This window comes from Hansschlegelia zhihuaiae (assembly GCF_004103825.1).
Lineage (GTDB): Bacteria > Pseudomonadota > Alphaproteobacteria > Rhizobiales > Methylopilaceae > Methylopila > Methylopila zhihuaiae.
Map to the genome: position 1 here is coordinate 39285 of NZ_RYFI01000022.1, position 23196 is coordinate 62480.

Sequence of the window (23196 nt, forward strand, 5' to 3'; positions counted from 1 at the left end):
CCCTGGCGCCGCATCGATCCGAACGACGAGGAGAACAACCGATGACCGAAGTGGCGGCGCTCCTCGAGCGGCATATCGGCTCGCACGAGACCCATTGGCATCTCGGGACCTTCGGGGTGGTGGCCGAGTTCATGCGCGACGCCGACGAACCGGCGGCCTTTCCGGGCGACCACGGGCTCGCGGCCTTCACGGCGCGCGGCGCGATCAGGCTGGAACCCGCCGACGGCCTGACGCCCTTCGCGTACGAGACTGCGATGAGCCGGGCCAGGACCTGGAGCCAGCAGGTCGCGCTCTGCCTGCCGCGCGACGCCTGCGCCATGAACCGCCGCAGCGTCGTCACCGAGCTTGGCCGCGACCTGGACGCCGTGCGCGCCGACGACCGGGGCGCGCCGCTGTTCGACCTCGGCCTCGACCGCCTGCAGGTCGACGCCTGCGTCCGCACCAACGACGACCGGCTGATCGATGTCCTGCGGGAGAGCGAGGGCCGGTCGCTGTTCGACGTCTCGACCAGCGCCCTGATGGCCGTCCTCAAGGCGAGCCCGCACCGCGTCTTCGTCACGCGGTTCGGCCGGATCGAGGTTTTCCAGCTGATCCCCGTGGACGGGTCGGCCAGTCCTCCCGGCGCCGCCTCCCCGCCCGAACGCATCGTCCGCCTCGCCGAAGAGACGGTCGAGACCCGCTATCTGCTCGACGAGGACGCCTGGATCCCCGGCGTCACACGTCCCGCCCTCGGGAGCCAGGCGACGCCTTCGATCGGCGACGAGGCTCTCTCCTCGCGACCACGGAGCGCACCTGCGTCGATATCGCGCGACGAGATGCGGCGAGCCTTCCCGATCGGCGCTCTCGTTGGAATGCTTCCGACGGAACGCGCCTCGCCCAACCCCCGCATTCCCTCGATCGAGCCCGAGATCTCCGTGCCGATAATCCAACTAACTTTATGGACAAAGTCAAATTTAGTCTTTGAATCTGCCGCCTGCCGAGAGCGCTTGACTTCATTCAGTTCCGCCCGGAAAACGAAAAAGGAGATGATCGACGTCATCACCAAGCGATCTTCAGTTGACCGCGGGGTACGGCCTCATGGCCAATATCGTCATTCATCCGGGCATGCCCAAAACAGGCACATCGGCCATTCAAGCTTGGATGTGGGCAAATCGGGTGGCGCTCCGAGAGCGCGGGATCTTCTATCCGAAGGCGGTTCTCGACCGGACCTCTCCCAGACACCAGTTCATCCTTAAGGAACTTCGCTCCAAGAACTTCCCGCTTCTCACGAGCATGCTGACCAACATGCCGGCGAACGGCACGCTCGTGCTTTCGAACGAGTCGATATCAAATCAGGTATTTCGCCTGGACGCGAAACAGAGCGACCTTTGGAGGCTGCTCGACGGGCACAATCTCAGGATTCTTCTTTTCTGTCGTGACGATGTCGACTGGGTCAAATCGTACTATAAGCAAATTATTGTCAATCGAGTTCCGATAAAAGCAGGCGCGCAAGCAACTTCTGTAGTTCCGGTGCCGATGTTCGAGGAGTTCGCCAAGAGCACTGTCATTGACCTGCTCTTGAACAGAGATGCGGTGGCGGCGCGGCTTGGATTAATATTCAATAGCTCGGATATTGTGTTGAAAGATTACGACAATCGTGCCGCAATAAGTAACTTCGCCGAATTCATTGGGATCGACGATGTGTCGCAATTCGCGACCGCGAAGGTCGTGAACAGTTCGATCCCCGATGTCCATGCGGAGATCTTGCGCCAAGCCATCAACATAAGCGCAGCCGCGTCGATGTTCGTCCGAAACCGCATCTCCGACCTGCTCAGAGACTGCAACAACATTCAACTTCGTGTAAGCGGAGCAAGCAGCTCGACGTTTGAAGGCGTCGGCCCCGGGAATTTTTCTTATCGGCCAAACATGCCGCTGAGCTATACGCAAGAAGAGTTCGAGGAGAGCGTCGAGGCGCTATTCAAGTTCAGGCCTGGTGAGGCGGGTCCACAGCCGCCATATCAGTGAGACTGAACGCCATAAACTCGAATTAGCTCTGTTCCAGCGGCCGCGGCGCGGCATGTTCGCCCACCTTGCTCCTCGCCAAATCCTTCCTGGTTCGGACTTCAGATCCCGGATTATTTCGACGCCTCTCGCCGCCGCTCGGCGACGATTGCCCGACATCTGGCCAGGCGGATCGAGCTTCGGCCGACACCGGAAATCAGACAACACGATCAACACCTCCTGGTCGCCCTGCCGCGGAGCGCCGCGCGCGCCTACATGATCAGGGTGCTCCGCTCCTTTCCCAAGACCTCCGAGCCTGTGTCGATGCTGCGCGCGCTGCTCCTCGCCTTCCTCATCTCGTTTCTGGCGCCGCTCGCCGTCTCGGCCGCGCTCTACGCGCTCGACGGCGAGGCCGCCGGCTGGCGCACGGCCGACCGGTCGAGCGCGGGCCTCCTGAAGCCTGCGGGCGAGCAGCGCGAGGCGGTGGTGCGGGTGTTCGCGGCGCGGACGGTGCGCTGGAAGGGCATCTTCGCGACGCATTGCTGGATCGTGCTGAAGTCCCAGGGCGCCGGCGGCTACACGCGTTACGATTACACCGCCTGGGGCGAGCCGATCCGGGTCAACGGCTTCGCGGCCGACGGGCGCTGGTTCGGGCGCATCCCGGACGTCGTCTTCGCAGCCGACGGCGCGAAGGCGGAGCGAGCCATCCCCGAGATCGAGGCCGCGATCGAGAGCTACAAATTCCGAGAGTCCGGCGACTATCGCGCCTGGCCGGGTCCGAACTCCAACACCTTCGTGGCCGCGGTGATGGCCGCGGCGCCCGAGCTCGACGCCAAGCTCCCGACCACGGCCGTCGGCAAGGACTATCCCTATGGCGGCGACTGGCTGTCGCTGACGCCGTCGAAGACCGGCTTCCGCTTCACGCTCGGCGGCTATGGCGGCGTGACGGTCGGCTGGTTCGAGGGCTTGGAGATCAACGTTCTGGGCGCGGTGCTCGGCGTCGAGTTCCGGCGGCCCGCCGTCAACCTTCCGGGCCTCGGCAGGTTCGGTTTCGGGTCGGCCGCCTAATCTAGCCACCAGAGACATTCTGATCGCGGAGAGCGGTCCTAAACATTCGACACACACTCAATGCGAGGCGCGGCCGCGGGGCTCGTCGGCTCCTATGACGAGGTCGCGAAGCGCATCGCGGCCTTCCACGAAGCCGGGATCGGGTTGTTCATGTTGCAGTTCCAGCCTTTCGAGACCGAGATGCGCCGTTTCGCGCAGAAGATCATCGGCCGGCTGAGGCTGGAAGCGCGGGGCGCCGCCGCGGAACAGGCCAAGCCTCTGAAAAGAGAAAGGGCGGCCCCGCGTCGCGAGTCGCCCCTCGTCGATCGCGATCGTTCGCGCGAACGTCAGTCGCAGACCTTGATGCGGCGCAGGACGACGCGGCCGGACGGGGTCTCGACGCGGCGGCGCTCGTACCAGCATTCGCGCTCGCGGGCGTTGGCGGCGGCGGCTGCGGCGGCGACGCCCAGAATGCCGATGCCGACCGCGGCCGCGACCGCGCCGTCATTGTGGTGGTGGTGACGGTGATAGTGGCGGCGTCCGGCTTCGGCAGCGGTCGGCGCGAGCGTCGTGAGCGCGAGAGCGCAACCGAGAACGGCGGCGCCGGCGCGGCGCAGGGAAGGGCTGTTCGTCATGTCTGACCCCGATGTCATCGCGGCCGTCCATCGCGGCCTTGCCGCGACGCCTAGCAGACCTCCCAAGAAGAGTCGAAGCAAAAGGTCAGGATAAGCCGCCGGCGGTCGTGGGCGGTGGTCGCGCGGGGCGCCTCTTGCATGACGAAACCGAGGGTCGTCGCCGTATCGGAAGACCTCGTCAGTAAAACTACGGACATCGGCGACGCCGGAGCGGCGTTCGATCTCGCGACCGCCCCTCCGGCCGCAAGGCCCTTGAACTGCGGGACGCCGGGGGGCATCTCACCCGCCTGAAAACGCCTCCCGGGAGACGCCTCGATGCCAGACGCCGCCGCGCCCGAATCTCGCCCCTTCGAGGCCGACGTGGCGAAGCTCCTGCACCTCATGGTGCATTCGGTCTATTCGGACCGCGACGTGTTCCTCCGCGAACTCGTGTCGAACGCCGCAGACGCCTGCGAGAAGCTGCGCTTCGAGGCGATCGAAACCCCGTCGCTGCTCGGCGATGACCCGAAACCCCGCATCGTGATCACGGCGGACAAGGAGGCCGGCCGGCTGGTCGTCGAAGACAACGGCGTCGGCATGAGCCGCGACGAGATGGCCGAGGCTCTCGGCACCATCGCGCGCTCCGGCACCCGCGCCTTCATGGACCGGCTCGAGACCGCGCAATCCAAAGACGGGTCCAAGGAGGGCGCGCAGCTGATCGGCCAGTTCGGCGTCGGCTTCTACTCGGTCTTCATGGTCGCCGACCGCGTGGAGGTCGCGTCGCGCCGGGCCGGCTCCGCGGAGGCGGCGCTCTGGGCGTCGGACGGCAAGGGCGCGTTCACGATCACCGAGCTCGACCCGGCGGCGGCCCCGGCGCGCGGGACCCGTGTGACGCTCCATCTGATGGAGGACGCCAGGACCTACGCCGAGCGTTGGATGCTGGAGCGCATCGTCAAGGAGCAGTCGGGACATGTGCCGGTGCCGATCTCGCTCGCCGAGGCCGGCGCCGAGCCCGAGCAGATCGCCGACGGCGCGGCGCTCTGGGCGCGCCCCAAGGCCGAGATCTCCAAGGAGGAATACGCCGACTTCTACCGCGGCGTCGCGGGCCAGTTCGACGAGCCGGCGCTCGTCACCCATTACCGGGCCGAAGGCCGCCACGAATATGTGGCGCTCGCCTTCACGCCCTCGACGCCGCCCTTCGACCTGTTCGACCCCGATCGCAAGGGGCGGATGAAGCTCTATGTCCGCCGGGTCTTCATCACCGACGACGCCGAGCTGCTGCCGCGCTGGCTGCGCTTCGTGCGCGGCCTGGTCGACTCCTCCGACCTGCCGCTCAATGTCTCGCGCGAGATGATCCAGCAGAGCCCGGTTCTCGCGGCGATCCGAAAGGGACTGACGAACCGCGTCCTCGGCGACCTCGAAAAGCTCGCGGAGAACGAGCCCGAGACCTTCGCCAAGGTCTGGGAGGCGTTCGGCCCCGTGATCAAGGAAGGGATCTACGAGGATTACGAGCGGCAGGCGCAGCTCCTCACGCTCGCCCGCTTCCGCAGCACGGCGTCTAGCGACGGCTTCCGGACGCTCAAGGACTACGTCGCCGACCTCAAGGAGAACCAGACGGCGATCTATTATCTCGCGGGCGGCAATCCCGACCAGCTCCGGTCCTCGCCGCATCTCGAGGGTTTTGCGGCGCGCGGCGTCGAGGTGCTGCTTCTGACCGATCCCGTCGACAGCTTCTGGGTCACGACGGCGCAGGGCTTCGAGGGCAAGCCGTTCAAGTCGGCGAGCCAGGGCGCGGCCGATCTCGGCGCGATCTCGGCCCCCGACGCCGCCGACAAGCCGGCGACGGAGACCAGCCCCGCGGTCGCCGATCTCATCGCCTTCGCCAAGACCGCGCTCGGCGACGCCGTCTCGGACGTGCGCGCCTCCGACCGGCTGACGAGCAGCGCGGTCTGCCTCGTCGCGCCGGACTATGGCCTGGACCGGCAGCTCGAGAAGATCCTGGCCGCGTCGGGCCAATCCGCGCGCGGGGGCGCAAAGCCGATCCTCGAGATCAACGCGACCCACGCTCTGGTCGCCGCGCTCGCCGAAAAGGGCGCGTCCGACGAGGCCTTCCGCGACGACGCGGTGCGGCTCCTGTTCGACGAGGCCAGGATCCTCGACGGCGAGCGGCCCGCCGACCCGCGCGCCTTCTCGGACCGCCTCGCTCGGATGCTCGAACGGGCGCTGCGCTGAGCATGGGGGAGGCCCCCGTCCTCCTCGTCGAACGGCGCGGCGCGGTCGCGCTGCTGACGCTGAACCGGCCGGAGCGCATCAACGCCTTTACGCCGGAGCTGCTCGCCGCGATCGGGGCTGCGCTCGACGAGGCGGTGGCGGACCGTTCAGTCCGCGCGCTCGTGGTCACGGGCGCGGGCCGCGGCTTCTGCTCGGGGCAGGACATCATCGCCTTCGCAGGACTGGCGGCGGAGGACCGCGACGTCGCCCGGATGCTGGAGGAGCACTACGAGCCGGTGATCGCCAAGGTCCGGGACTGCCCCTTGCCGATCGTCGCCGCGGTCAATGGCGTCGCGGCGGGCGCCGGCGCGAATTTCGCGCTTCTGGCCGACATCGTGGTGGCGGGCCGGTCAGCCGCCTTCGTCGAGGCCTTCGGTCGGCTCGGCCTGATCCCCGACGTCGGCGGCACCTGGACCCTGCCGCGCCGGATCGGCGAGCACCGCGCCAAGGCGCTTTGCCTCACGGGCGAGCCCCTGCCCGCCCAGACGGCGCATGAGTGGGGGCTGGTCTGGAAGCTGTTCGACGACGAACGCCTGGTCGAGGGGGCGCTCGCCCTCGCGGCGATGCTCGCGGCGCAGTCGGCGAGCGCGATCGCGCTGACCAAGCAGGCGTTCCGGGCGTCGGCGGACAACAGCTTCGAACGGCAGATCGCGCTTGAGCGCGCCCTTCAGGCGGAGGCCGGCGCGACCGGCGACCATGCCGAGGGCGCGGCCGCCTTCATCGAGAAGCGCGCGCCGCGCTGGAGCGAGCGGGGCTGAAAAGCCCCGATCAGCGCACCACGACGCGGGCGCCGAGCGGCACGCGCTCGTAAAGGTCCTCGACGTCGAAATTGATCATCCGGATGCAGCCGGACGACATCGCCTTGCCGATGGTCAGCGGCTCGTTGGTGCCGTGGATGCGGAACAGCGTGTCCTTGCCGTCCTTCCAGAGATACATGGCGCGCGCGCCGAGCGGGTTCTCGGGGCCGCCGGACATGCGGAGCGGCAGGTCGGGGCGGCGCTCCAGCATCTCGGGCGGCGGCACCCAGTCGGGCCATTCCTGCTTGTTCTGGACATTGGCCTCGCCGGTCCAGCCGAAGCCTTCCTTGCCGACGCCGACGCCGTAGCGCAGCGCCTTGCCGTCCGGCTGGACGAGGTAGAGATAGCGCTGGGAGGTGTCGATCACGATGGTGCCCGGCGTCTCGCCGGTCGGGTCGATCACCTCGGTCTTGCGGTACTGGACGGGCAGCGCGGATGGATAGGTCGCCGACATCGCGAAGGCGATCGCCTCGGGACGGGACGCCGGGCCGTCGGCGCCGCCGCAGCCAGACAGCAGACCCGCGGCCGCAAGCGTGGCGAGCACGACAGCCACGCGCCCCGAACCGCAAGGTGAGAACATCGTTTTCGTCATCGACGCTTGCCCTGCCGCGGATACGCGCGGCGCCCGACGCCTTGCGGCCGCCCTGCTACCCCGAGCCATAAGTACACGCAAGTCTTGCGGGCGAGTGAATGGCGCGCGAGCCACGAAGACGCTTTCTGCTCCGCTCGTGACCTGCGGGCCACATGGGAGGCGGGGCATGCGAAGGGCCGCACAAGACGCGCGGCCCTTGGGTCGTTGAAGTGCCGGTCGGCGGCCGGCGGCGTTAGTCAATGACGTAGAGCGCCAGATCGTCGATGCGGACGTTGGTCAGCGTGCCCTGGGGCTTCGCCAGGATCTTCACGGTGTGATTGCCGACCGGCATCACCTGGCCGCCGGCGATCGACGCGCCGACCCAAGAGTTCCCCGTGTTGTTGCCGGGCGCGCAGAGAGCGTTGTCGCCGTTCGACGGCGGGATCGCGTTGAACGTCGTCTCGCCTTCGAGCTTCACCAGAATGTCGATGTCGACATAGGAGTTGTTGTTGCCCGTCACGAGGCACTCTGCGGTGAAGTTGATCACCACCATGCTTTGCTTCTTGACCCTGAAGCGGGTCGAGAACGCGCCATTGTCCTGATTGATCGTGAGCTCGGTGTCTGTGGTGAAGTTTTGCGCCGACGAGTTCGCGACGAACTTCAGGATGTCGGCTTGTGCGGGGGCCGTCAGACCGACCGCCAGGGCGCCGACGAGCGCGGCATACGCAAGTTTCATGATACCCTCCCATTGTTATCATAAAATCAAGTATTCACTCGACTACTAACAACAAACTACGCCTAAATCTTCCTCTCTGTTCACATATTGTCAAGTAATCGCATGTTCAGGATGCTTCGGGCTAAGACCCTCTCGGGGTTTCGGCCGCTCCCTGGCCGCGCCCGCATGCAGGGATCGGGCGGCGCCTCCGCAGCCCCGCCTTGCCCCCGCCGCGATGGGCGGCCTAAACCGGGCGCCCCACCGCCACGCTGCCGGAGCCGTCATGCGCGCCGAGGATCCCCGCCCCGTCCGACTCGCCGACTACCGGCCCTCCGACTTCCTGATCGACGAGGTCCATCTCGACTTCGATCTCGAACCGTCGGCCACGCGGGTCACGGCGACGCTCAAGATGCGGCCGAACCCGGCGGGCGACGCCGGCGCCGCCCTCAGCCTTGACGGCGACGAACTCAAGCTGATCTCAGCTGCGATCGACGGCGCGCCGCTCGCGGCCGACGAGCTCGACGTGTCGCCTTCGAACCTCAGAATCGCCAACCCACCGCGCGGGCCGTTCGAGCTCACCATCGTCACCGAGATCGACCCTGCGGCCAACACCAGGCTGATGGGGCTCTACCGCTCGAACGCCTCCTACACGACGCAGTGCGAGGCCGAGGGTTTTCGGCGCATCACCTATTTCCTGGACCGGCCGGACGTGCTCGCGGTCTACACGACCCGCGTCGCCGGCCCGAAGGACGAGACCCCGGTCCTGCTCTCGAACGGCAACCTCGTCGAGCAGGGCGAACTGGACGGCGGCCGCCATTTCGCCGTCTGGCACGACCCCCACCCGAAGCCGTCCTATCTGTTTGCGCTGGTCGCGGGCGATCTCGGGGTCGTCGAGGACAGCTTCACGACCGTGGGCGGCCGCGGCGTCGCGCTGAAGGTCTTCGTCGAGCATGGCAAAGAGGACCGCGCGCTCCACGCCATGGAGTCGATCAAGGCGTCGATGAAATGGGACGAAGAGGTCTTCGGCCGCGAATACGACCTCGACGTCTTCATGGTCGTGGCCGTCTCGCACTTCAACATGGGCGCGATGGAGAACAAGGGCCTCAACGTCTTCAATGACAAATACGTGCTCGCGTCGCCCGAGACCGCGACCGACGGCGACTACGCCAATATCGAGGCGATCATCGCGCACGAATATTTCCACAACTGGACCGGCAACCGGATCACCTGCCGCGACTGGTTCCAGCTCTGCCTGAAGGAGGGGCTTACGGTCTTCCGCGACCAGGAGTTCACCTCCGACCGGCGCTCCCGGCCGGTGAAGCGGATCTCCGACGTCCGCAACCTGCGCGCCCTGCAGTTCGCCGAGGACGCCGGTCCGCTGGCGCATCCCGTACGGCCGCAAATCTACCACGAGATCAACAACTTCTACACGCCGACCGTCTACGAGAAGGGCGCGGAGGTGATCCGCATGCTCAAGGTCTGGATCGGCGACGACGCCTTCCGGGCCGGCATGGACCTCTATTTCGACCGACACGACGGGGAGGCCTGCACGATCGAGCAGTTCGTGGCCTGCTTCGCCGAGACCTCGGGCCGCGACCTCACGCAGTGGATGCGCTGGTACGGCCAGGCCGGCACCCCGGAAGTGATCGCGCGGACGGCCTATGACGCGTCCGCCAGGACCTTCACGGTGGAGGCGACGCAGAAGACCCGGCCCACGCCCGGCCAGCCGACCAAGCAGCCGGTCGTCATACCGCTCGTGCTCGGCCTTGTCGGGCCGGACGGCGCCGATGTCGACCTGAAGGTCGGCGGCGAAAAGGCGGGGCCGGTCTTCACCTTCGACCGCGAGACCCTGCGCGTCGTCTTCGAGGACGTCGCTGAACGCCCGGTCGCCTCGCTGTTCCGCAACTTCTCGGCGCCTGTGAAGCTCAGCTCCGACCTGACCAACGACGACCTGCTGTTCCTCGCCGCCCGCGACTCCGATCCCTTCAACCGCTGGCAGGCGCTGCAGACGGTCGCGCTCCGCCATCTTGTGCAGTCGACCGACGCGGTTCGAGAGGGCCGGTCGATCGCCGAGGAGCCGAGGATCGCCGAAGCGGTCGGGCGCGCCTTCGCGCCCGACGAGACGGACTGCGCCTATGCGGCCCAGGTCGCGAGCCTGCCGAGCGAGGGCGACGTCGCCCGCGAGATCGGCGAGAATGTCGACCCGGAGGCGATCCACCGCGCCCGGTCGGAGCTGAAGGGCCGGCTGCGCGACAGCCTCGGCGACGCGCTTGAGGCGGCCTTCGAAAGGCTGGCCGAGACCGGCCCCTATTCGCCCGACCCCGCCTCGGCGGGCCGGCGGGCGCTCAAGGTCGCGGCGCTCGACCTCCTGGCCGCCGGCGGCGCGCGGACCGGCGTCGAGCGCGCGCACGGGCTCTACATATCGGCCGGCAACATGACGGACCGGGTGATGTCGCTCCAGGTCCTGTCGCTCTCGGCCACGCCGGAGCGCGAGGAGGCGCTCGCGGACTTCGCGCAGCGCTACGGCGACGATCCGCTGCTGATGGACAAATGGTTCCTGATCCAGGCCTCGTCACCCTTGCCGGACACGCTCGATCGCGTCGAGGCGCTGATGGCCGCGCCCACCTTCGACATGAAGAACCCGAACCGCGTCCGCTCGCTGATCGGCGCCTTCGGCGCCGCCAACCCGACCCAGTTCAACCGGCCCGACGGACGCGGCTACGCCTTCGTGGCGGGCGTAGCGGCGGAGCTCAACACGTCGAACCCGCAGGTCGCGGCGCGGTTGCTCGGATCGTTCCGCACCTGGAGAGCCTTGGAGCCGACCCGCCGCGCCAAGGCCGAACACGCGCTCCGCGCGCTCGCGTCGACCGCCGATTTGTCGCCCGACGTGGCCGACATCGTCCGACGAGCGCTCGCCGAGTCATGATCCGCGCCAAGTGATTCTTCCGACTCACCTTTTCGGCCACGCCGGCTGGAGTAATTAATCTAGCGTTAATTCATGCTGGACAGCACCCCGCGACAGAGATTCTAATATCCAAGTCGATTCGACGTGTCGGGGTTCCGGGTCGACGCAGCCGTTAGTTTGATCAGGAAGGACACTGCGATGGCGCGCGCCACCGTAGCGGGAATGCTTTTGCGTCCACGGAACCTCAAGGCGTCTCCCGCGACCTGGCTCGCTCCCGCGCACCACCGCCTCGCCGCCGCCGAACCCGCCCTCCGGCGCCTCGTTCCGGCGCTCATCGTCCTCTTTCTCATCTCCTTCGGCATGGTCGCGACGCTCCAGTCGCTTTCGAGCCGCACGCGGTCCATCCAGGCCGCGTCCGACGAACTCGCCACGATCGCGGCGCTCGCGGCCATCCACGCCCCGGCGGTAGACCGCCGGGCGGACCCGAAAGCCTTCGGGGACGCGATCGTCGCGATGCTGCCCCGCAGCGCGGCCGAACGAGGTCGCAAGCTCTACCTCGCCGACGAGGCCGGACGGGTGGTCGCCGCCGCCGGCGCGCCGGAGGGTCAGCCGCCCGCCGACCTGGTGACATTGCTCGGCCCCTCGCAGCCGCTGACCACCTTCGCGGAGCGGGCGGGCGTGATGACGCTGACGCTGCCCGACGGCGTCCCGGCGATCGCGACGGTCCGCAACCTCCATTCCGGCCGGCCCGGCCAAGTCGCGGTGGTTCAGAGCGTCGACGACGCTCTTGCGACCTGGCGGGCGAGCGCCCGGTCTTCCGTCACGCTCTATGCCTCCACCGGATTCGTACTGGCGCTTCTCGGCTTCGCCTTCCAGTGGCAATGCGCCCGGACACGCGCCGCGAGCGAGGTCAATGAACGCGACCAGATGCGCAACGAAACCGCGCTCTCGCGGGGCCATTGCGGGCTGTTCGACTGGGACGTGGCGAGCGGCCGCGTGTTCTGGTCCCGGTCGCTGTTCGAGCTTCTCGGCTATCCGCCGCGGGAGGAGCTGGTGTCGTTCGGCGACTTCAACGCGCTGACGCATCCCGACGACATCGATCTCTACGCGCTCGCCGACGAAATCGCCTCGGGCGCCACGTCGAACATCGACCGCGTGTTCCGCGTGCGGAACGCGGACGGCGAGTGGATGTGGCTGCGCGCCCGCGCCGAGGCCGTGCGCGACCGGCACGGCGCCGGCCAGCGGCTCATAGGCATTTGCGTAGACGTCACCGAGCACCGCACCCTCGCGGAGCGCACCGCGACCGCCGACATGCGGCTGCGGGACGCGATCGAGACGATCTCCGAGGCCTTCGTTCTGTGGGACGCCGGCAACCGGCTCGTCACCTGCAATTCCAAGTTCCAGCAGCTCTACGAGCTTCCCGACCACGCCGTCGCGCCCGGCGCCGCGCGTGACGACATCATCGCGGCCGGCCGCCAGCCGGTCATCGTCAACTCCGTGCGGCCCGACGGCCGCGTCGAGGACGGCGCGCGGTCCTTCGAGGCGCAGATCGAGGACGGACGCTGGCTCCGGATCAATGAGCGCCGCACCAAGGACGGCGGCTTCGTGTCGGTCGGCACCGACATCTCCTCGCTGAAGCGGCAGGAGGAGCGCCTGATGGACTCCGAAAAGGCGCTGATGGCGAATGTCGCGGACCTCCGCAAGTCGCGCCAGACGCTCGAGGTGCAGGCCCAGCAGCTCGCCGACCTCGCGGAAAAATACGCCGAACAGAAGAGCGAGGCCGAGCACGCGTCGAAGGCGAAATCCGACTTCCTCGCCAACATCTCCCACGAGCTCCGCACGCCGCTGAACGCGATCCTGGGTTTTTCCGAGATCATGCAGTCCGGCCTGTTCGGGCCGCTCGGCTCCGACAAATATGCCGAATATGTCGGCGACATCCGCGACAGCGGCCAATATCTGCTCGACGTGATCAGCGACATCCTCGACATGTCGAAGATCGAGGCCGGCCGCTTCATGATCTCGCGCGAAACCATCGACATCGACAGGGTGGTGATGGACGCGATGCGGGTGATCACGCCGCGCGCCGAGGAGAAGTCGATCGCGCTGCGCGCCGAGGCCGCTTGCGGGCTGACGGTGGAGGTCGACCGCCGGGCGCTGAAGCAGATCCTGCTGAACCTGCTCTCCAACGCCGTGAAGTTCACGCCGGCGGGCGGACGCGTGACGATCCGCACTCGCGCCGTCGGCGGCGCCATGAACCTCTATATCGAGGACACCGGCATCGGCGTCTCGAAGGAGGCGCTCGACCGGCTCGGTCGTCCCTTCGAGCAGGTCGAGAACCAGTTCTCGAAGAGCCACAAGGGTTCGGGGCTTGGACTCGCGATCGCGAAATCGCTTGCCGAGCTTCATGGCGGCTCGATGCGCCTGCGATCGACGGTCGGCGTCGGCACCGTCGTGCTGGTGCGGCTGCCCGTGAGGGCCGACGAGGCGATCGTGGAGGAGCGGATCGCGTGAAGGCCGGCCCCGGACCTCTGATGGTCAGGCCAGCCCCTTCATCACCCGCTCGAACGCCTTGCGCGCCGCCTTCTGCCGGTTGGCCAGGTCTGCGCTCAGCGTCTTGAAGTCGGGCGCCTCGCCGACGCGGGCCAGAAGCTGCTTGAGCCCCTCCCCCGCGGCGTCCGGATCGAAGGGCCCGTCGAGGGCGAGCCGAAGCGTCTGGGTGAGGTCGAGCTGAAGCCGCGCCGCGGATGCGAGCGCCTCCCACTCCTTCTCGCCGAGCATTCCGGCCTGCTTCGCGCGGTCGAGCGCCGTCGCGGTCACGGTGTAGAGCAGCTCCGGTTTGGCGTGCGCATGCGCGAGCTGCAGCGTCTGCGCCACGAACTCGATGTCGACCAGCCCGCCCGGCGCATGCTTCAGGTTCCAGGGGCCGCCGCCGCCCTTCTCCTTGTCGAGCAGCGCGCGCATCTCGCGCACGTCCTTCGCAAGTTTGGCCGCGTCACGCTTCGAGGTGAGCACCTTTCCCACCGCGCGGCCGACCTGCCGGCGGAACGCCTTCGGCCCCGCGACCACCCGCGCGCGAGTCAACGCCATGTGCTCCCAGGTCTCGGCCTCCTCGGCCTGATAGGCTTCAAAAGCCTTCAGCCGGGTGGCGAGCGGGCCGGCGCGGCCGGAGGGGCGCAGCCGGAAGTCGACCTCGTAGAGCACCCCCTCGCCGGTCGGCGCGGACAGCGCCGCCACCAGACGCTGGGTCAGGCGCGCATAGAACTGCGCCGGCGCGATCGGCCGGTCGCCGTCGGTCTCGGTCGCCTTGTCCGAATGTTCGTAGAGCAGGATGAGGTCGAGGTCGGAGGCGGCCGTCATCTCCTCGCCGCCGAGCCGGCCGAGCGCGAGCACCGCGGCCGCGCCGCCCTTCACCTTGCCGTGGACCCGCGTCAGCTCGGCTTCGGCGCGCTTGAACAGAGCCTCGACCAGCACGTCGGCGACGCGGGTGAAGGCGAAGCCCGCCTGGTCGGAGGGCGCGGTGCCGGAAGCGACCCTTAGCCCGATCAGGGTCTTGAACTCCTGGCCGACGATGCGGGCGCGGTCCAGCATGTCCTCATAGGACGCGGCCTCGCCGAGCGCTTCGTCGACGCGCTCGACGATCTCCTCGCGGGTCGGCAGGTGGCCGAAGAAGGCCGGGTCGAGCAGGGCGTCGAGCACGCGCGGACGGCGCGCCAGCGTTTCGCCGAGCTTCGGCGCGGCGCCGAGCACGACGGCCAGCAGGTTCAGGATCTCGGGATGCGCGCGCACCAGCGCGAGCAGCGCGACGCCCCCCGTGGTGCGCTCCAGCACCTTGTCGAAGCCATTGAGGGCCGCGTCCGGCCGCCCGGAGCGCGCGAAGACGTCGAGCAGGGTCGGGGTGATCTCGGTCAGCAGCTCGCGCGCGCGAGCGCTGCGCATGGACGGATAACGGCCCCGATGCCAGCCGCGGATCGCAGCCGCGACCGACGCGGGCTCCGCATAGCCCAGCCCGGCGATGGTCTGCAGCGTGTCCGGATCGTCCTCCTTTCCGGTGAAGACGAGGCTGCCGATCTCGGAGGAGAGCGCCGGCGCGTCCTCGAACAGCTTCGCGTAGTGCGCCTGGACGGTCTTCAGCCGCCTGGTCAGCGCCTTGGCGAAGTCGTCGCGCGAGGCGTAACCCGCGAAACGCGCGAAGCGCGCGACCCCCGCCTCGTCGTCCGGAAGCGTGTGGGTCTGGGCGTCCTCGACCATCTGGAGACGGTGCTCCAGCCCGCGCAGGAACCAGTAGGCCTCGGCGAGCTCGTCGCGCGCCTTCCCACTGATCCAGCCGGCCTCGGCAAGGCCGGTGAGCGACTCGATCGTGCCGCGCGTTCTTAACTCAGGGCTGCGGCCCCCGGCCACAAGCTGTTGCGTCTGCACGAAGAACTCGATCTCGCGGATGCCGCCGCGGCCGAGCTTGAGATTGTGCCCCTCGACCGCGATCGCCCCATGGCCCTTATGGGCGTGGATCTGGCGCTTCATGGCGTGGATGTCGGCGATCGCCGCGTGGTCGAGCGAGCGGCGCCAGATGAACGGCCGGAGCTCCGCCAGGAAGGCGTCGCCGGCCGCCTGGTCGCCCGCCACGACGCGCGCCTTGATCATAGCGGCGCGCTCCCAGTTCTGCCCGACGCTCTCGTAATAGCTCATCGCCATGTCGCGCGAGATCGCGACCGGGGTGGAGCCGGGGTCGGGACGTAGCCTCAGATCGACCCGCGCCACATAGCCGTCGGGCGTGCGCTCCTGCAGGAGCTTGGCGATCGTCTGGGTGAGGCGGGCGTAGAGCTGGGTGATCTCGCCTTCGTCCGCGGGCCTGGCGGCCTCCGGGTCGAAGAAGGCGATCAGGTCGATGTCGGAGGAGTAGTTGAGCTCGCGCGCGCCGAGCTTGCCCATGCCGAGCACGAAATAGCCGCTGTCGCGCTCGGGGTCGTCGGGACGCGGCAAGGTGAGCTTGCCCGCCTCGTGCGCCTCGCGGAGCGTCGCGCGGACCGCGGCGCGGATCGCCGTCTCGGCGATTTCGGAGAGCGCCTCCGTCACCCGCGCGCCCTCCCAGACGCCGCCGATATCGGCGGCCGCGATCAGCAGCGCGGACTCGGCGCGCCCACGCCGGAGCGTGGAGGAGAGCCCCGAGCGGTCTTCCCCCTCGGCCGCATCCGCCATCTCCTTCAGGATCGCCGCCAGCCGCTCGTCGGGCTCCGAGGCGAACAGGCGGGCCGCGCGCTCAGGATCGCGGTCGACCAGGCCCCACAGAAAGGGCGAAAAATCCGCGAGGCCCTCGAGCAGGGTCCGGACGGGTTTCGCCTCGGCCAGAGCGGCGAGGTCGGAGGCCTCATCCTCGCCGAGCAACGAATTGATCCGCTCTCGGGCGCTTTCGGCGTCTTGCGGCTCCGGAACGGTCGTCAGCAACGCTGCGAGCGAGCCGTCCGGCGGTCGCGACTTCCGGGCGGGTCGCGCCTTTCGCTCCGATGATCGTGCCGCCATCCCAGCCTCCCGGTCGAAGGCATGGGGCAAGCAGCGGACGCGGGCAAGGCGGCTTTGGAAGCAGAGGGAGGAGCCGCTCCCGGAACGCCGCTAGAGCGCCAGCGCGCGGCGCTTCTAAGCTAGTTTTGCCGTCGCTTGTCGAATAATCGTCCGCCTCTTAGCCATCGAACCCACCCATATGCCAAGGGCATGATCCAACAAAGAAAGAATACAATAAGGTAACCGAAGTGAAACGGGCGCTGGTGATACCAGTCCGATACTCCGATGACGCTCATAATGGCGACCACCGTGAGGCCGAGGGTCGACAGAACAATTCTGATCCAAAGCGGCGCTTCAAATGCCCGCGTCATAGAAGATCTGGTCCATCGACTGCGCGGGCTCGGCGCAGGGCGAGGCGCCGACGATGCGGGCGGGCACGCCCGCGACCGTGACGTTCGGCGGCACGTCGCGCAGCACGACCGAGTTCGCGGCGATGCGCGAGCAGTGGCCGACCTCGATATTGCCGAGGATCGAGGCCCCCGCGCCGATCAGCACGCCGTGGCGGATCTTGGGATGGCGGTCCTGGTCGCTCTTGCCGGTGCCGCCGAGCGTCACGCCGTGGAGCAGCGAGACATTGTCCTCGACCACCGCGGTCTCGCCGATGACGACGCCGGTCGCATGGTCGAAGAACACGCCCATGCCGAACGGCGCGGCCGGGTGGACGTCGACCTGGAAGATGTTGGAGGCGCGGCTCTGGATGTAGAGCGCGAAGTCGCGCCGCCCTTCCTTCCACAGCCAGTGCGCCAGGCGGTGCGCCTGGATCGCGTGGAAGCCCTTGAAATGCAGCAGCGGCTCGATCGCCCGGTGGCAGGCGGCGTCGCGCTCGACCACGGCGCTGAGGTCGGCGCGGATCGCCTGGCCGATCGACGGGTCGGCGTCGGTCGCCTCCTCGAAGGCCTGCCAGATCAGCGAGCGCGGCACGTCGACATGGTCGAGACGCGCCGCGACACGCGCGCCGACGCATTTCTCCAGCCTCTCATGGTTCAGCACCGTGGCCGAAATGAAGCCGCCGAGCTCCGGCTCGCGCCGCATGATGTCCTCGGCCTCGGCGCGGATGCGCGCCCAGACGGGATCGAGCGTCTTGAGATTGTGCGTCTCGGCGCGCGCGAGCTTGGCCATGTCTATCGAACTCTCCGGGATGTCATCCGGCGGTCAGGGACCTTACCACGGGGAGGTAAACATCCGAGGCCCGAATTGCGATCAATCGGCTCAGCCTGATTAAGGACGTCTCGCGAGGAAGGACAAGACGCCCTCCTTGTAGACCTTGTCGCCGACGGCACGATTGTGGTCGCGGCGCGGGATCGGCAGGCCTTCCGCGCCGGGGATCAGCCGGACCAGCGCGTCGAGATCGCCCGAGACCTCGTCCTCGGTTCCGACCGCGACCAGCGTCGGGACCGAGATCGTCGCCAGCATCTTCTCGTCGACCAGCGAGCGCTGCATCCGCATGCAGGCCGACAGCGCCTTTCGATCCGAGCCGGTGGCGTCGGCGAAGCGGCGGAACATCTTGGCCATCGGGTTGACGACGTCGTCGACCGAGGGCGCGACCAGCCCCTCGGCGATCGCCTGGGCGTTCGGCGCGCCGTGCAGCAAGCCCTCGCCCAGGCCGCCGAGGATCGCCGACCGGACCCGCTGCGGCCGCTTGATCGCCATCAGGACGGTGACGCGCGCGCCCATCGAATAGCCCATCACGTCGGCGCGTTCGATGTCGAGATGATCGAGCAGCGCGAAGGCGTCGCCGGCCATCAGATCGGAGCCGTAGAACGCCGGGTCGTAGAGTTTTTCGCTCGCGCCATGGCCGCGATTGTCGATCGCGATCACACGCCGGCCGTCGCGCTTCAGCGTGTCGAACCAGCCCGGGCCGACCCAGTTGACGTCGATCGACGACGCGAAGCCGTGGATCAGCAGGATCGGGTCGCCCTCGCCCTCGTCGCGATAGGCGAGTTCGAGTCCGTCGGAGTGGAAGGTCGGCATGCGGGCTCCTCGGATTTTCGGCCGGGAGCTATAGCGACGTCCGCCGCCCGCCGGTAGCCCGCGGCAGCATGAGCGTCCTGCGTGCTTCGAGACGGCGTCCTGCGGACGCCTCCTCAGCATGAGAAGGTCGGCGAACCGGCGCCCTCTGCCTTCCTCATGCTGAGGAGGCCGCGTCAGCGGCCGTCTCGAAGCACGCAAATCCGGCGCCCCAACCCGGTTGCCGCCTCCCGTCGCATCCCGTAAGCCTCGGGGCGCACATCGAAGGACACGCCATGGCCGACCACGCGATCCCGCATTTCGCCAACGACGCCGGCGTGTCGACGATCTATATCGGCGCGCGGGAGTTCATGTGCGTCGGCGCAAAGCCGCCCTTCGACCATCCGCACGTCTTCCTCGACATGGGCGACGACCACGAGATCGTCTGCCCCTACTGCTCGACGCTGTTCAAGTTCAGCAGGACCCTGCACGCCGACGAGACCGACCCGGCCGGCTGCCTCTGGCGCACGCCCGCGCCGGCCTGAGGCAGGGCGATGGAGGGTCCCGCGCTCATCGCAGGCGGCGGGATCGCGGGGTTGACGCTCGCGCTCGCGCTCGCCCGCCGAGGCCGACCGTCACGGCTCTTCGAGCGCGCGCCCGCCCTCGAGGCGACCGGCGCCGGCGTCCAGCTCTCGCCCAACGCCGGCCGCATCCTCGAAGCGCTGGGCCTCGGCCCCGCGCTCGACGCCATCGCCACGCGGCCCGAGGCGGTTTCCATCGTCGACGCGCCGTCGGGCCGCAGGCTGAAGCGCATCACGTTCGGCGCCTTGGCCGAACGGCGCTGGGGCGCGCCCTATCGCGTGCTGCACCGGGCCGATCTCCAGGCCGCTCTGCTCGAAGCCATCGCCGCCGCGGGCGCGGTCGAAATCACGCTCGGGGCCGAGCTCCGCGACATGCGCGAGACGGCGGACGGCGTCGCGATCGACATCGCGCATGCGACGGGCGGCGGCGAGACGGTCGAGGGCGGCTGGCTCGCGGGCGCCGACGGCCTGCGCTCGGTCGTCCGCCGCGCCGTGAAGCTGCCGACCTCGGTCGGCGGGTCGGCCCTCAAGGCCTGGCGGGCCGTGCTGCCGGCCTCGGCGCTTCCGACCGCCTTCGACATGGCCGAGGTCACGCTCTGGCTCGGACCCGGCGCGCATCTCGTGGTCTACCCGGTGCGCAAGGGCCGCGAGGCCAATGTCGTGGTCATCGGAGACGACCGCGCCGCCGGCCCGGCGGAGCTCGCGGCCTCATGGGCTGCGCCGGCCCGCGAGCTGATCGCCGCGGGGCCGGCCTGGACGCCCTGGCCGCTGCACGACCGCCCGCCGGACGCCCGGATGCATCGCGGCCGGATCGCGCTGGTCGGCGACGCCAGCCACGCGGCTTTGCCGGCGCTCGCGCAGGGCGCGGGCTTCGCGATCGAGGACGCGGCGGTGCTGGCGCGCCTCGTCGCCTCCGACATCGCGGACCCATTCGCCGCCTATCAGTCCGCGAGGCTGATGCGGGTCGCCCGCATGCAGACGCAGGCGCGGAAACAGATGCGGATCGACCATTTGTCGGGCCTCGCGGCGATGGCCCGCAACGCCGCCCTCGCCGCCGCCCCCGAAGCGGCGCTCCGCCGCGGCCTCGACTGGATCTACGGCTGGCGGGATCAGGGGTGAGCGCTCACCTCGACGCCGTCATGCCCGGCCGCAGGCCGGGTATCCACGACTTCCTTGGATGACCGCGCTCGACGCTCAAGTCGTGGATACCCGCGCGAAAGCGCGGGCATGACGGCGGAGCACCCTCACGCCACCTTAAGGTAGCCCATCATCCCGGTCTCCTGATGCTCGATCAGGTGGCAGTGGATCATCCAGTCGCCGGGCCGGTCCGCCACGAAGGCGATGGTGATGCGCTCCTTCGGGGTCAGCAGCACGGTGTCGGCGAAATGAACCGGCAGGTCCCGCCGGGTCGACCGCAGCACCTTGAACGTGAAGCCGTGCAGGTGGATCGGGTGGACATGCGGCGTCTCGTTGGAGAGCTCCGCGACGTAGGATCGGCCGAGCTTCAGCAGCGCGAGCGGTTTCGGCAGGCGCGAGTCGCCGCCGGCGGGCCAGGCCTCGCGATTGATCGTCCAGTTGGTCTTCTGCGCGGCGCACAGGCTGTCGAGCAGGGCGGCTGAGAGCGGGTCGGCCTCGACCGCGAGCGCGGCCTTCTTCTCGCTCGCGGTCGCGAAGGCGAAGCTGAGGCGCCCGGCGCCTTTCAGCTTCGGCTCCGGCACGTCGGAGCGCGACAACGGCGCGGGATCGAAAGCGGCGGGCTTCCTGTCCTCGCCCTCGCCGGCGATCGTGGCGAGCAACACGGGCTTCGCGGCAAAGTAATCGAACAGCCGCGCCTCGCCGCCCTCGGCGGGGACGCGCACGACCAGGTCGAGCCGCATCGCCGGACCCAGCCGCCACTCCTTCAGCGGAAAGGGCGAGACCGGGTTGCCGTCGATCGCGACCACGGCCGCCTCCGCGCCCTCGATCCCGATGTCGCCCACGCGGGTGGAATCAAGGTTGAGCAGCCTGATCCGGGCGTCGCCGCCCGCAGGCAGCTCGAGCCGCGGCGCGGGACCGCCATTCACGGTCCGCACCGTGCCGAAGGTCCCCGCCCTCAAGGCGCCTCGCGTGGTCGAGAACTCGATGAACTGGCCGGTCGCCTCGTCGATCCGCCAGTCCTTCAGCACCAGCGCGACGTCGGCGTCGTAGGGCTGCGTCTCGTCGCCCTCTACGATCAGCACGCCCGCGAGCCCGCGGCCGAGCTGGGCGACCGTGTCGCAATGCGGATGGAACCAGAAGGTGCCGGCGTCCGGCGGCGTGAAGTCATAGGCGTGGCGCTCGCCGGGCTTCACGGGCGGCTGCGTCACGTAGGGCACGCCGTCCTGGTCGTTCGGGATTCTCAAGCCATGCCAGTGGATCGCGGTGTGCTCGGAGAGCCGGTTGTCGAGTTCGGCGTGGAGCGTCTCGCCGAGCCGCATGCGCACGAGATGGAACAGGTCGTCGGCATAGGTCCAGACCGGCGTCGTCGGACCGTCGGGGCCGAGCAGCTTCGCCGAACGCTCGGCCGCGACCAGCGAGAGCCGATGTTCGCCGGTCGCGGGCGCCGCCGTGCGCGGCGGCAGCGGAACGGGCTTGGCGGGCCGGGCGAGGCCACGCGCGGACAGCAGAGCGACGCCCGCGACCGCGAGCCCGCCGCCAAGCGCGGCGCGACGGGAGAGTTCGGGGAAGCCGCTCATGGCAGCCGCACGGCAAGGAACTGCGTGCTTCGACACGCGCCTTCGGCGCTCCTCAGCATGAGGACCGTTTGAGGCACTCCACCCTCCTCATGCTGAGGAGCCTGCAAAGCAGGCGTCTCGAAGCACGCAGGCCCCGAGCCGCCCCCTTCGCCTACGGCCTCAACACCTCACTGCGACACCTTCTCCGGCGCGTCGAGGCTGTCGGAGCCCTCGACCGTGATCTTGACGCCGAGCTTCGCCGTCACCGCCTCGATCCCGCGCGTCTGGGCGACGAGACCGTCGATCACGTCCTGCACTGTCTTGTTCCCCTCGGCGTTGCCCTCGCCGATCATCTGGTCGTAGGCCATCCCCGAATCCGCCTTGTCCTTCAGCGCCTGCGCCTTCGAGAGCGTCTGCGAGAACAGGTCGTCGAGCTCCTCGGCCTGCTCGGGCGCCTTGGCGAGCGCGTAGGCCTTCGGGCTCGGGCCTTCGACCTTGGTCCCGTCGAGCCGCGTGTAGTGGCCGCGCCAGATCTCGGTCATGCCGACGATGTCGTTGTAATGCGAGTTGTGGGTGTTGTCCGAGAAGCAGTCGTGCTCCTCCTCGGGGTCGTGGAGGATGAGGCCGAGCTTCATGCGCTCGCCGGCGAGCTCGCCATAGGACAGGCTGCCGAGGCCGGTGAAGATCGGCGCGAGCGCGGCCGCGCCCTTCCGTTTCATCAGCGCGGCGCGCGCCTTGCCCTTTGCGGTCCATAGCTTCTCCATGTCCGAGAGGTCGGCGACCAGAAGGTCGGAAGCCGCCCTCAGATAGTCGGCGCGGCGGTCGCAATGGCCGTTGGTGCAGCCCGAACCCTGCACGTAATCGCTCGCCTTGCGGTCGCCGGCGCCGGGGCCGGTTCCGTTCAGGTCCTGCCCCCAGAGCAGGAACTCGATGGCGTGGTAGCCGGTCGCGACATTGGCCTCGACCTCGCCCACCTCCTGAAGCGAATTCAGCAGCCTGGCGTTGATCTTAGTGGCGTCGATCGACCTGCGCCCGACCTTGACCTTGGGGTTCGCGATGACGTTCGCGGCGAAATAGGGGTTCTCGTCGGATGAATCCCCGTATTTCGCGTCGACATAGTCGATCAGGCCCTCGTCGAGCGGCCAGGCGTTGACCTTGCCCTCGGCGTCGTCGACCGCCGGGTTGCCGAAGCGGAAGCCTTCGGTCTGCTGATAGGGCGCGCGGGCCGCGATCCACCCCTTGCGGGCCTCCGCCAGCGTCGCGTCGGTCGGGCTCGCCAGGAAAGCGTCGATCTTGGCGTCGAGATCCTTCGCGGTGGCGACCGCGTCGCCATACATCGCCTGCGCGATGTCGGCGTAGGTCTTCAGCACGTCCTTGGGCGCAGGCGCCCGCGCCTCCTTCTCCTCTGCGATCGCGGCCCCGGCCACGACAGCGCAAAGTCCGACGCCCGCAAGCGCCGCCCAGATCCTCGACATCGACCGTCCTCCCTCCGCCGCAGCAGCTTCCGGCGGCCTATTCAGGG

General features: G+C 68.6%; 17 protein-coding genes and 1 pseudogene. 10 read left to right on the top strand and 8 right to left on the bottom strand.

Features of this window, described 5'->3' with window-relative positions:
• Nucleotides 1-41 precede the first annotated feature (41 nt).
• The 4 genes and pseudogenes from EK403_RS18865 to EK403_RS23420 all read left to right on the top strand — a co-directional run.
• Nucleotides 42-1235 (top strand): DUF6925 family protein, encoded by a 1194-nt coding sequence (locus EK403_RS18865; RefSeq protein ID WP_128779013.1) that lies wholly within the window; start codon nucleotides 42-44, stop codon nucleotides 1233-1235.
• Nucleotides 1236-1272: 37 nt separating this feature from the next.
• Complete coding sequence (locus tag EK403_RS18870; RefSeq protein WP_128779014.1) at nucleotides 1273-2004, top strand: hypothetical protein; 732 nt, start codon at nucleotides 1273-1275, stop codon at nucleotides 2002-2004.
• A 252-nt stretch (nucleotides 2005-2256) separates the two neighbouring features.
• Nucleotides 2257-3048 carry a DUF3750 domain-containing protein gene (locus EK403_RS18875; RefSeq protein WP_206659588.1) on the top strand — a complete coding sequence of 264 codons (792 nt, stop codon included), beginning with the start codon at nucleotides 2257-2259 and terminating at the stop codon, nucleotides 3046-3048.
• 66 nt (nucleotides 3049-3114) lie between these two features.
• A pseudogene (locus tag EK403_RS23420) lies at nucleotides 3115-3267 on the top strand (LLM class flavin-dependent oxidoreductase); the annotation flags it as partial.
• A 107-nt stretch (nucleotides 3268-3374) separates the two neighbouring features.
• On the opposite strand, the gene EK403_RS22525 reads toward EK403_RS23420, so the two are convergent.
• Complete coding sequence (locus EK403_RS22525) at nucleotides 3375-3662, bottom strand: hypothetical protein (RefSeq protein WP_164919677.1); 288 nt, start codon at nucleotides 3660-3662, stop codon at nucleotides 3375-3377.
• A 315-nt stretch (nucleotides 3663-3977) separates the two neighbouring features.
• Here EK403_RS22525 and htpG point away from each other — a divergent pair, with 315 nt between their 5' ends.
• Both htpG and EK403_RS18890 read left to right on the top strand, forming a co-directional pair.
• A complete protein-coding gene (htpG, locus tag EK403_RS18885; RefSeq protein ID WP_128779015.1) occupies nucleotides 3978-5873 on the top strand; it encodes a molecular chaperone HtpG in 1896 nt (631 codons plus the stop codon).
• Between the two features lie 2 nt (nucleotides 5874-5875).
• Nucleotides 5876-6670 carry an enoyl-CoA hydratase-related protein gene (locus tag EK403_RS18890; protein WP_128779016.1) on the top strand — a complete coding sequence of 265 codons (795 nt, stop codon included), beginning with the start codon at nucleotides 5876-5878 and terminating at the stop codon, nucleotides 6668-6670.
• A 10-nt stretch (nucleotides 6671-6680) separates the two neighbouring features.
• Here the strand turns inward: EK403_RS18890 and EK403_RS18895 are convergent, their stop codons facing one another.
• Nucleotides 6681-7289, bottom strand: a complete 609-nt coding sequence (locus tag EK403_RS18895) for a L,D-transpeptidase (RefSeq protein WP_128779017.1) — start codon at nucleotides 7287-7289, stop codon at nucleotides 6681-6683.
• Between the two features lie 244 nt (nucleotides 7290-7533).
• Nucleotides 7534-8016, bottom strand: coding sequence for a hypothetical protein (locus tag EK403_RS18900; protein WP_128779018.1), 483 nt, complete (start codon nucleotides 8014-8016; stop codon nucleotides 7534-7536).
• Between the two features lie 262 nt (nucleotides 8017-8278).
• Here EK403_RS18900 and pepN point away from each other — a divergent pair, with 262 nt between their 5' ends.
• Both pepN and EK403_RS18910 read left to right on the top strand, forming a co-directional pair.
• Complete coding sequence (gene pepN / locus EK403_RS18905; protein ID WP_128779019.1) at nucleotides 8279-10921, top strand: aminopeptidase N; 2643 nt, start codon at nucleotides 8279-8281, stop codon at nucleotides 10919-10921.
• Between the two features lie 177 nt (nucleotides 10922-11098).
• A complete protein-coding gene (locus tag EK403_RS18910) occupies nucleotides 11099-13411 on the top strand; it encodes a PAS domain-containing sensor histidine kinase (protein WP_128779020.1) in 2313 nt (770 codons plus the stop codon).
• 24 nt (nucleotides 13412-13435) lie between these two features.
• Here EK403_RS18910 and EK403_RS18915 read toward each other — a convergent pair whose 3' ends face one another.
• The 3 genes from EK403_RS18915 to EK403_RS18925 form a co-directional block, all read right to left on the bottom strand.
• A complete protein-coding gene (locus EK403_RS18915) occupies nucleotides 13436-16414 on the bottom strand; it encodes a bifunctional [glutamine synthetase] adenylyltransferase/[glutamine synthetase]-adenylyl-L-tyrosine phosphorylase (RefSeq protein ID WP_128779021.1) in 2979 nt (992 codons plus the stop codon).
• A 333-nt stretch (nucleotides 16415-16747) separates the two neighbouring features.
• Nucleotides 16748-17572 (bottom strand): serine O-acetyltransferase, encoded by an 825-nt coding sequence (gene cysE / locus EK403_RS18920; protein ID WP_206659589.1) that lies wholly within the window; start codon nucleotides 17570-17572, stop codon nucleotides 16748-16750.
• Nucleotides 17573-17671: 99 nt separating this feature from the next.
• Nucleotides 17672-18424 carry an alpha/beta fold hydrolase gene (locus tag EK403_RS18925; RefSeq protein ID WP_128779023.1) on the bottom strand — a complete coding sequence of 251 codons (753 nt, stop codon included), beginning with the start codon at nucleotides 18422-18424 and terminating at the stop codon, nucleotides 17672-17674.
• Nucleotides 18425-18696: 272 nt separating this feature from the next.
• On the opposite strand from EK403_RS18925, the gene EK403_RS18930 reads away from it, so the two are divergent.
• Entirely contained in the window at nucleotides 18697-18945 is a 249-nt protein-coding gene (locus EK403_RS18930) for a zinc-finger domain-containing protein (RefSeq protein ID WP_128779024.1), read from the top strand.
• Nucleotides 18946-18954: 9 nt separating this feature from the next.
• The gene (locus tag EK403_RS18935; protein WP_128779025.1) at nucleotides 18955-20100 is read left to right on the top strand and encodes an FAD-dependent monooxygenase; all 1146 of its coding nucleotides are present in this window, start codon (nucleotides 18955-18957) and stop codon (nucleotides 20098-20100) included.
• A gap of 125 nt (nucleotides 20101-20225) precedes the next feature.
• On the opposite strand, the gene EK403_RS18940 is transcribed toward EK403_RS18935, so the two are convergent.
• Together EK403_RS18940 and EK403_RS18945 are read right to left on the bottom strand one after the other, a co-directional pair.
• The gene (locus tag EK403_RS18940; protein ID WP_128779026.1) at nucleotides 20226-21695 is read right to left on the bottom strand and encodes a multicopper oxidase family protein; all 1470 of its coding nucleotides are present in this window, start codon (nucleotides 21693-21695) and stop codon (nucleotides 20226-20228) included.
• A 167-nt stretch (nucleotides 21696-21862) separates the two neighbouring features.
• Entirely contained in the window at nucleotides 21863-23149 is a 1287-nt protein-coding gene (locus tag EK403_RS18945; RefSeq protein WP_128779027.1) for an imelysin family protein, read from the bottom strand.
• Between the last annotated feature and the right edge of the window lie 47 nt (nucleotides 23150-23196).

Excerpts from the sequence above, each read along its gene's own strand:
- EK403_RS22525 (WP_164919677.1), bottom strand. The coding sequence starts at position 3,662 with ATGACGAACAGCCCTTCCCTGCGCCGCGCCGGCGCCGCCGTTCTCGGT.
- EK403_RS18915 (WP_128779021.1), bottom strand. The coding sequence starts at position 16,414 with ATGGCGGCACGATCATCGGAGCGAAAGGCGCGACCCGCCCGGAAGTCG.
- EK403_RS18890 (WP_128779016.1), top strand. The coding sequence starts at position 5,876 with ATGGGGGAGGCCCCCGTCCTCCTCGTCGAACGGCGCGGCGCGGTCGCG.
- EK403_RS18935 (WP_128779025.1), top strand. The coding sequence starts at position 18,955 with ATGGAGGGTCCCGCGCTCATCGCAGGCGGCGGGATCGCGGGGTTGACG.
- EK403_RS18930 (WP_128779024.1), top strand. The coding sequence starts at position 18,697 with ATGGCCGACCACGCGATCCCGCATTTCGCCAACGACGCCGGCGTGTCG.
- EK403_RS18940 (WP_128779026.1), bottom strand. The coding sequence starts at position 21,695 with ATGAGCGGCTTCCCCGAACTCTCCCGTCGCGCCGCGCTTGGCGGCGGG.
- EK403_RS18895 (WP_128779017.1), bottom strand. The coding sequence starts at position 7,289 with ATGTTCTCACCTTGCGGTTCGGGGCGCGTGGCTGTCGTGCTCGCCACG.
- EK403_RS18925 (WP_128779023.1), bottom strand. The coding sequence starts at position 18,424 with ATGCCGACCTTCCACTCCGACGGACTCGAACTCGCCTATCGCGACGAG.
- EK403_RS18945 (WP_128779027.1), bottom strand. The coding sequence starts at position 23,149 with ATGTCGAGGATCTGGGCGGCGCTTGCGGGCGTCGGACTTTGCGCTGTC.
- cysE (WP_206659589.1), bottom strand. The coding sequence starts at position 17,572 with ATGGCCAAGCTCGCGCGCGCCGAGACGCACAATCTCAAGACGCTCGAT.
- htpG (WP_128779015.1), top strand. The coding sequence starts at position 3,978 with ATGCCAGACGCCGCCGCGCCCGAATCTCGCCCCTTCGAGGCCGACGTG.
- pepN (WP_128779019.1), top strand. The coding sequence starts at position 8,279 with ATGCGCGCCGAGGATCCCCGCCCCGTCCGACTCGCCGACTACCGGCCC.
- EK403_RS18870 (WP_128779014.1), top strand. The coding sequence starts at position 1,273 with ATGCTGACCAACATGCCGGCGAACGGCACGCTCGTGCTTTCGAACGAG.
- EK403_RS18865 (WP_128779013.1), top strand. The coding sequence starts at position 42 with ATGACCGAAGTGGCGGCGCTCCTCGAGCGGCATATCGGCTCGCACGAG.
- EK403_RS18910 (WP_128779020.1), top strand. The coding sequence starts at position 11,099 with ATGGCGCGCGCCACCGTAGCGGGAATGCTTTTGCGTCCACGGAACCTC.
- EK403_RS18900 (WP_128779018.1), bottom strand. The coding sequence starts at position 8,016 with ATGAAACTTGCGTATGCCGCGCTCGTCGGCGCCCTGGCGGTCGGTCTG.
- EK403_RS18875 (WP_206659588.1), top strand. The coding sequence starts at position 2,257 with ATGATCAGGGTGCTCCGCTCCTTTCCCAAGACCTCCGAGCCTGTGTCG.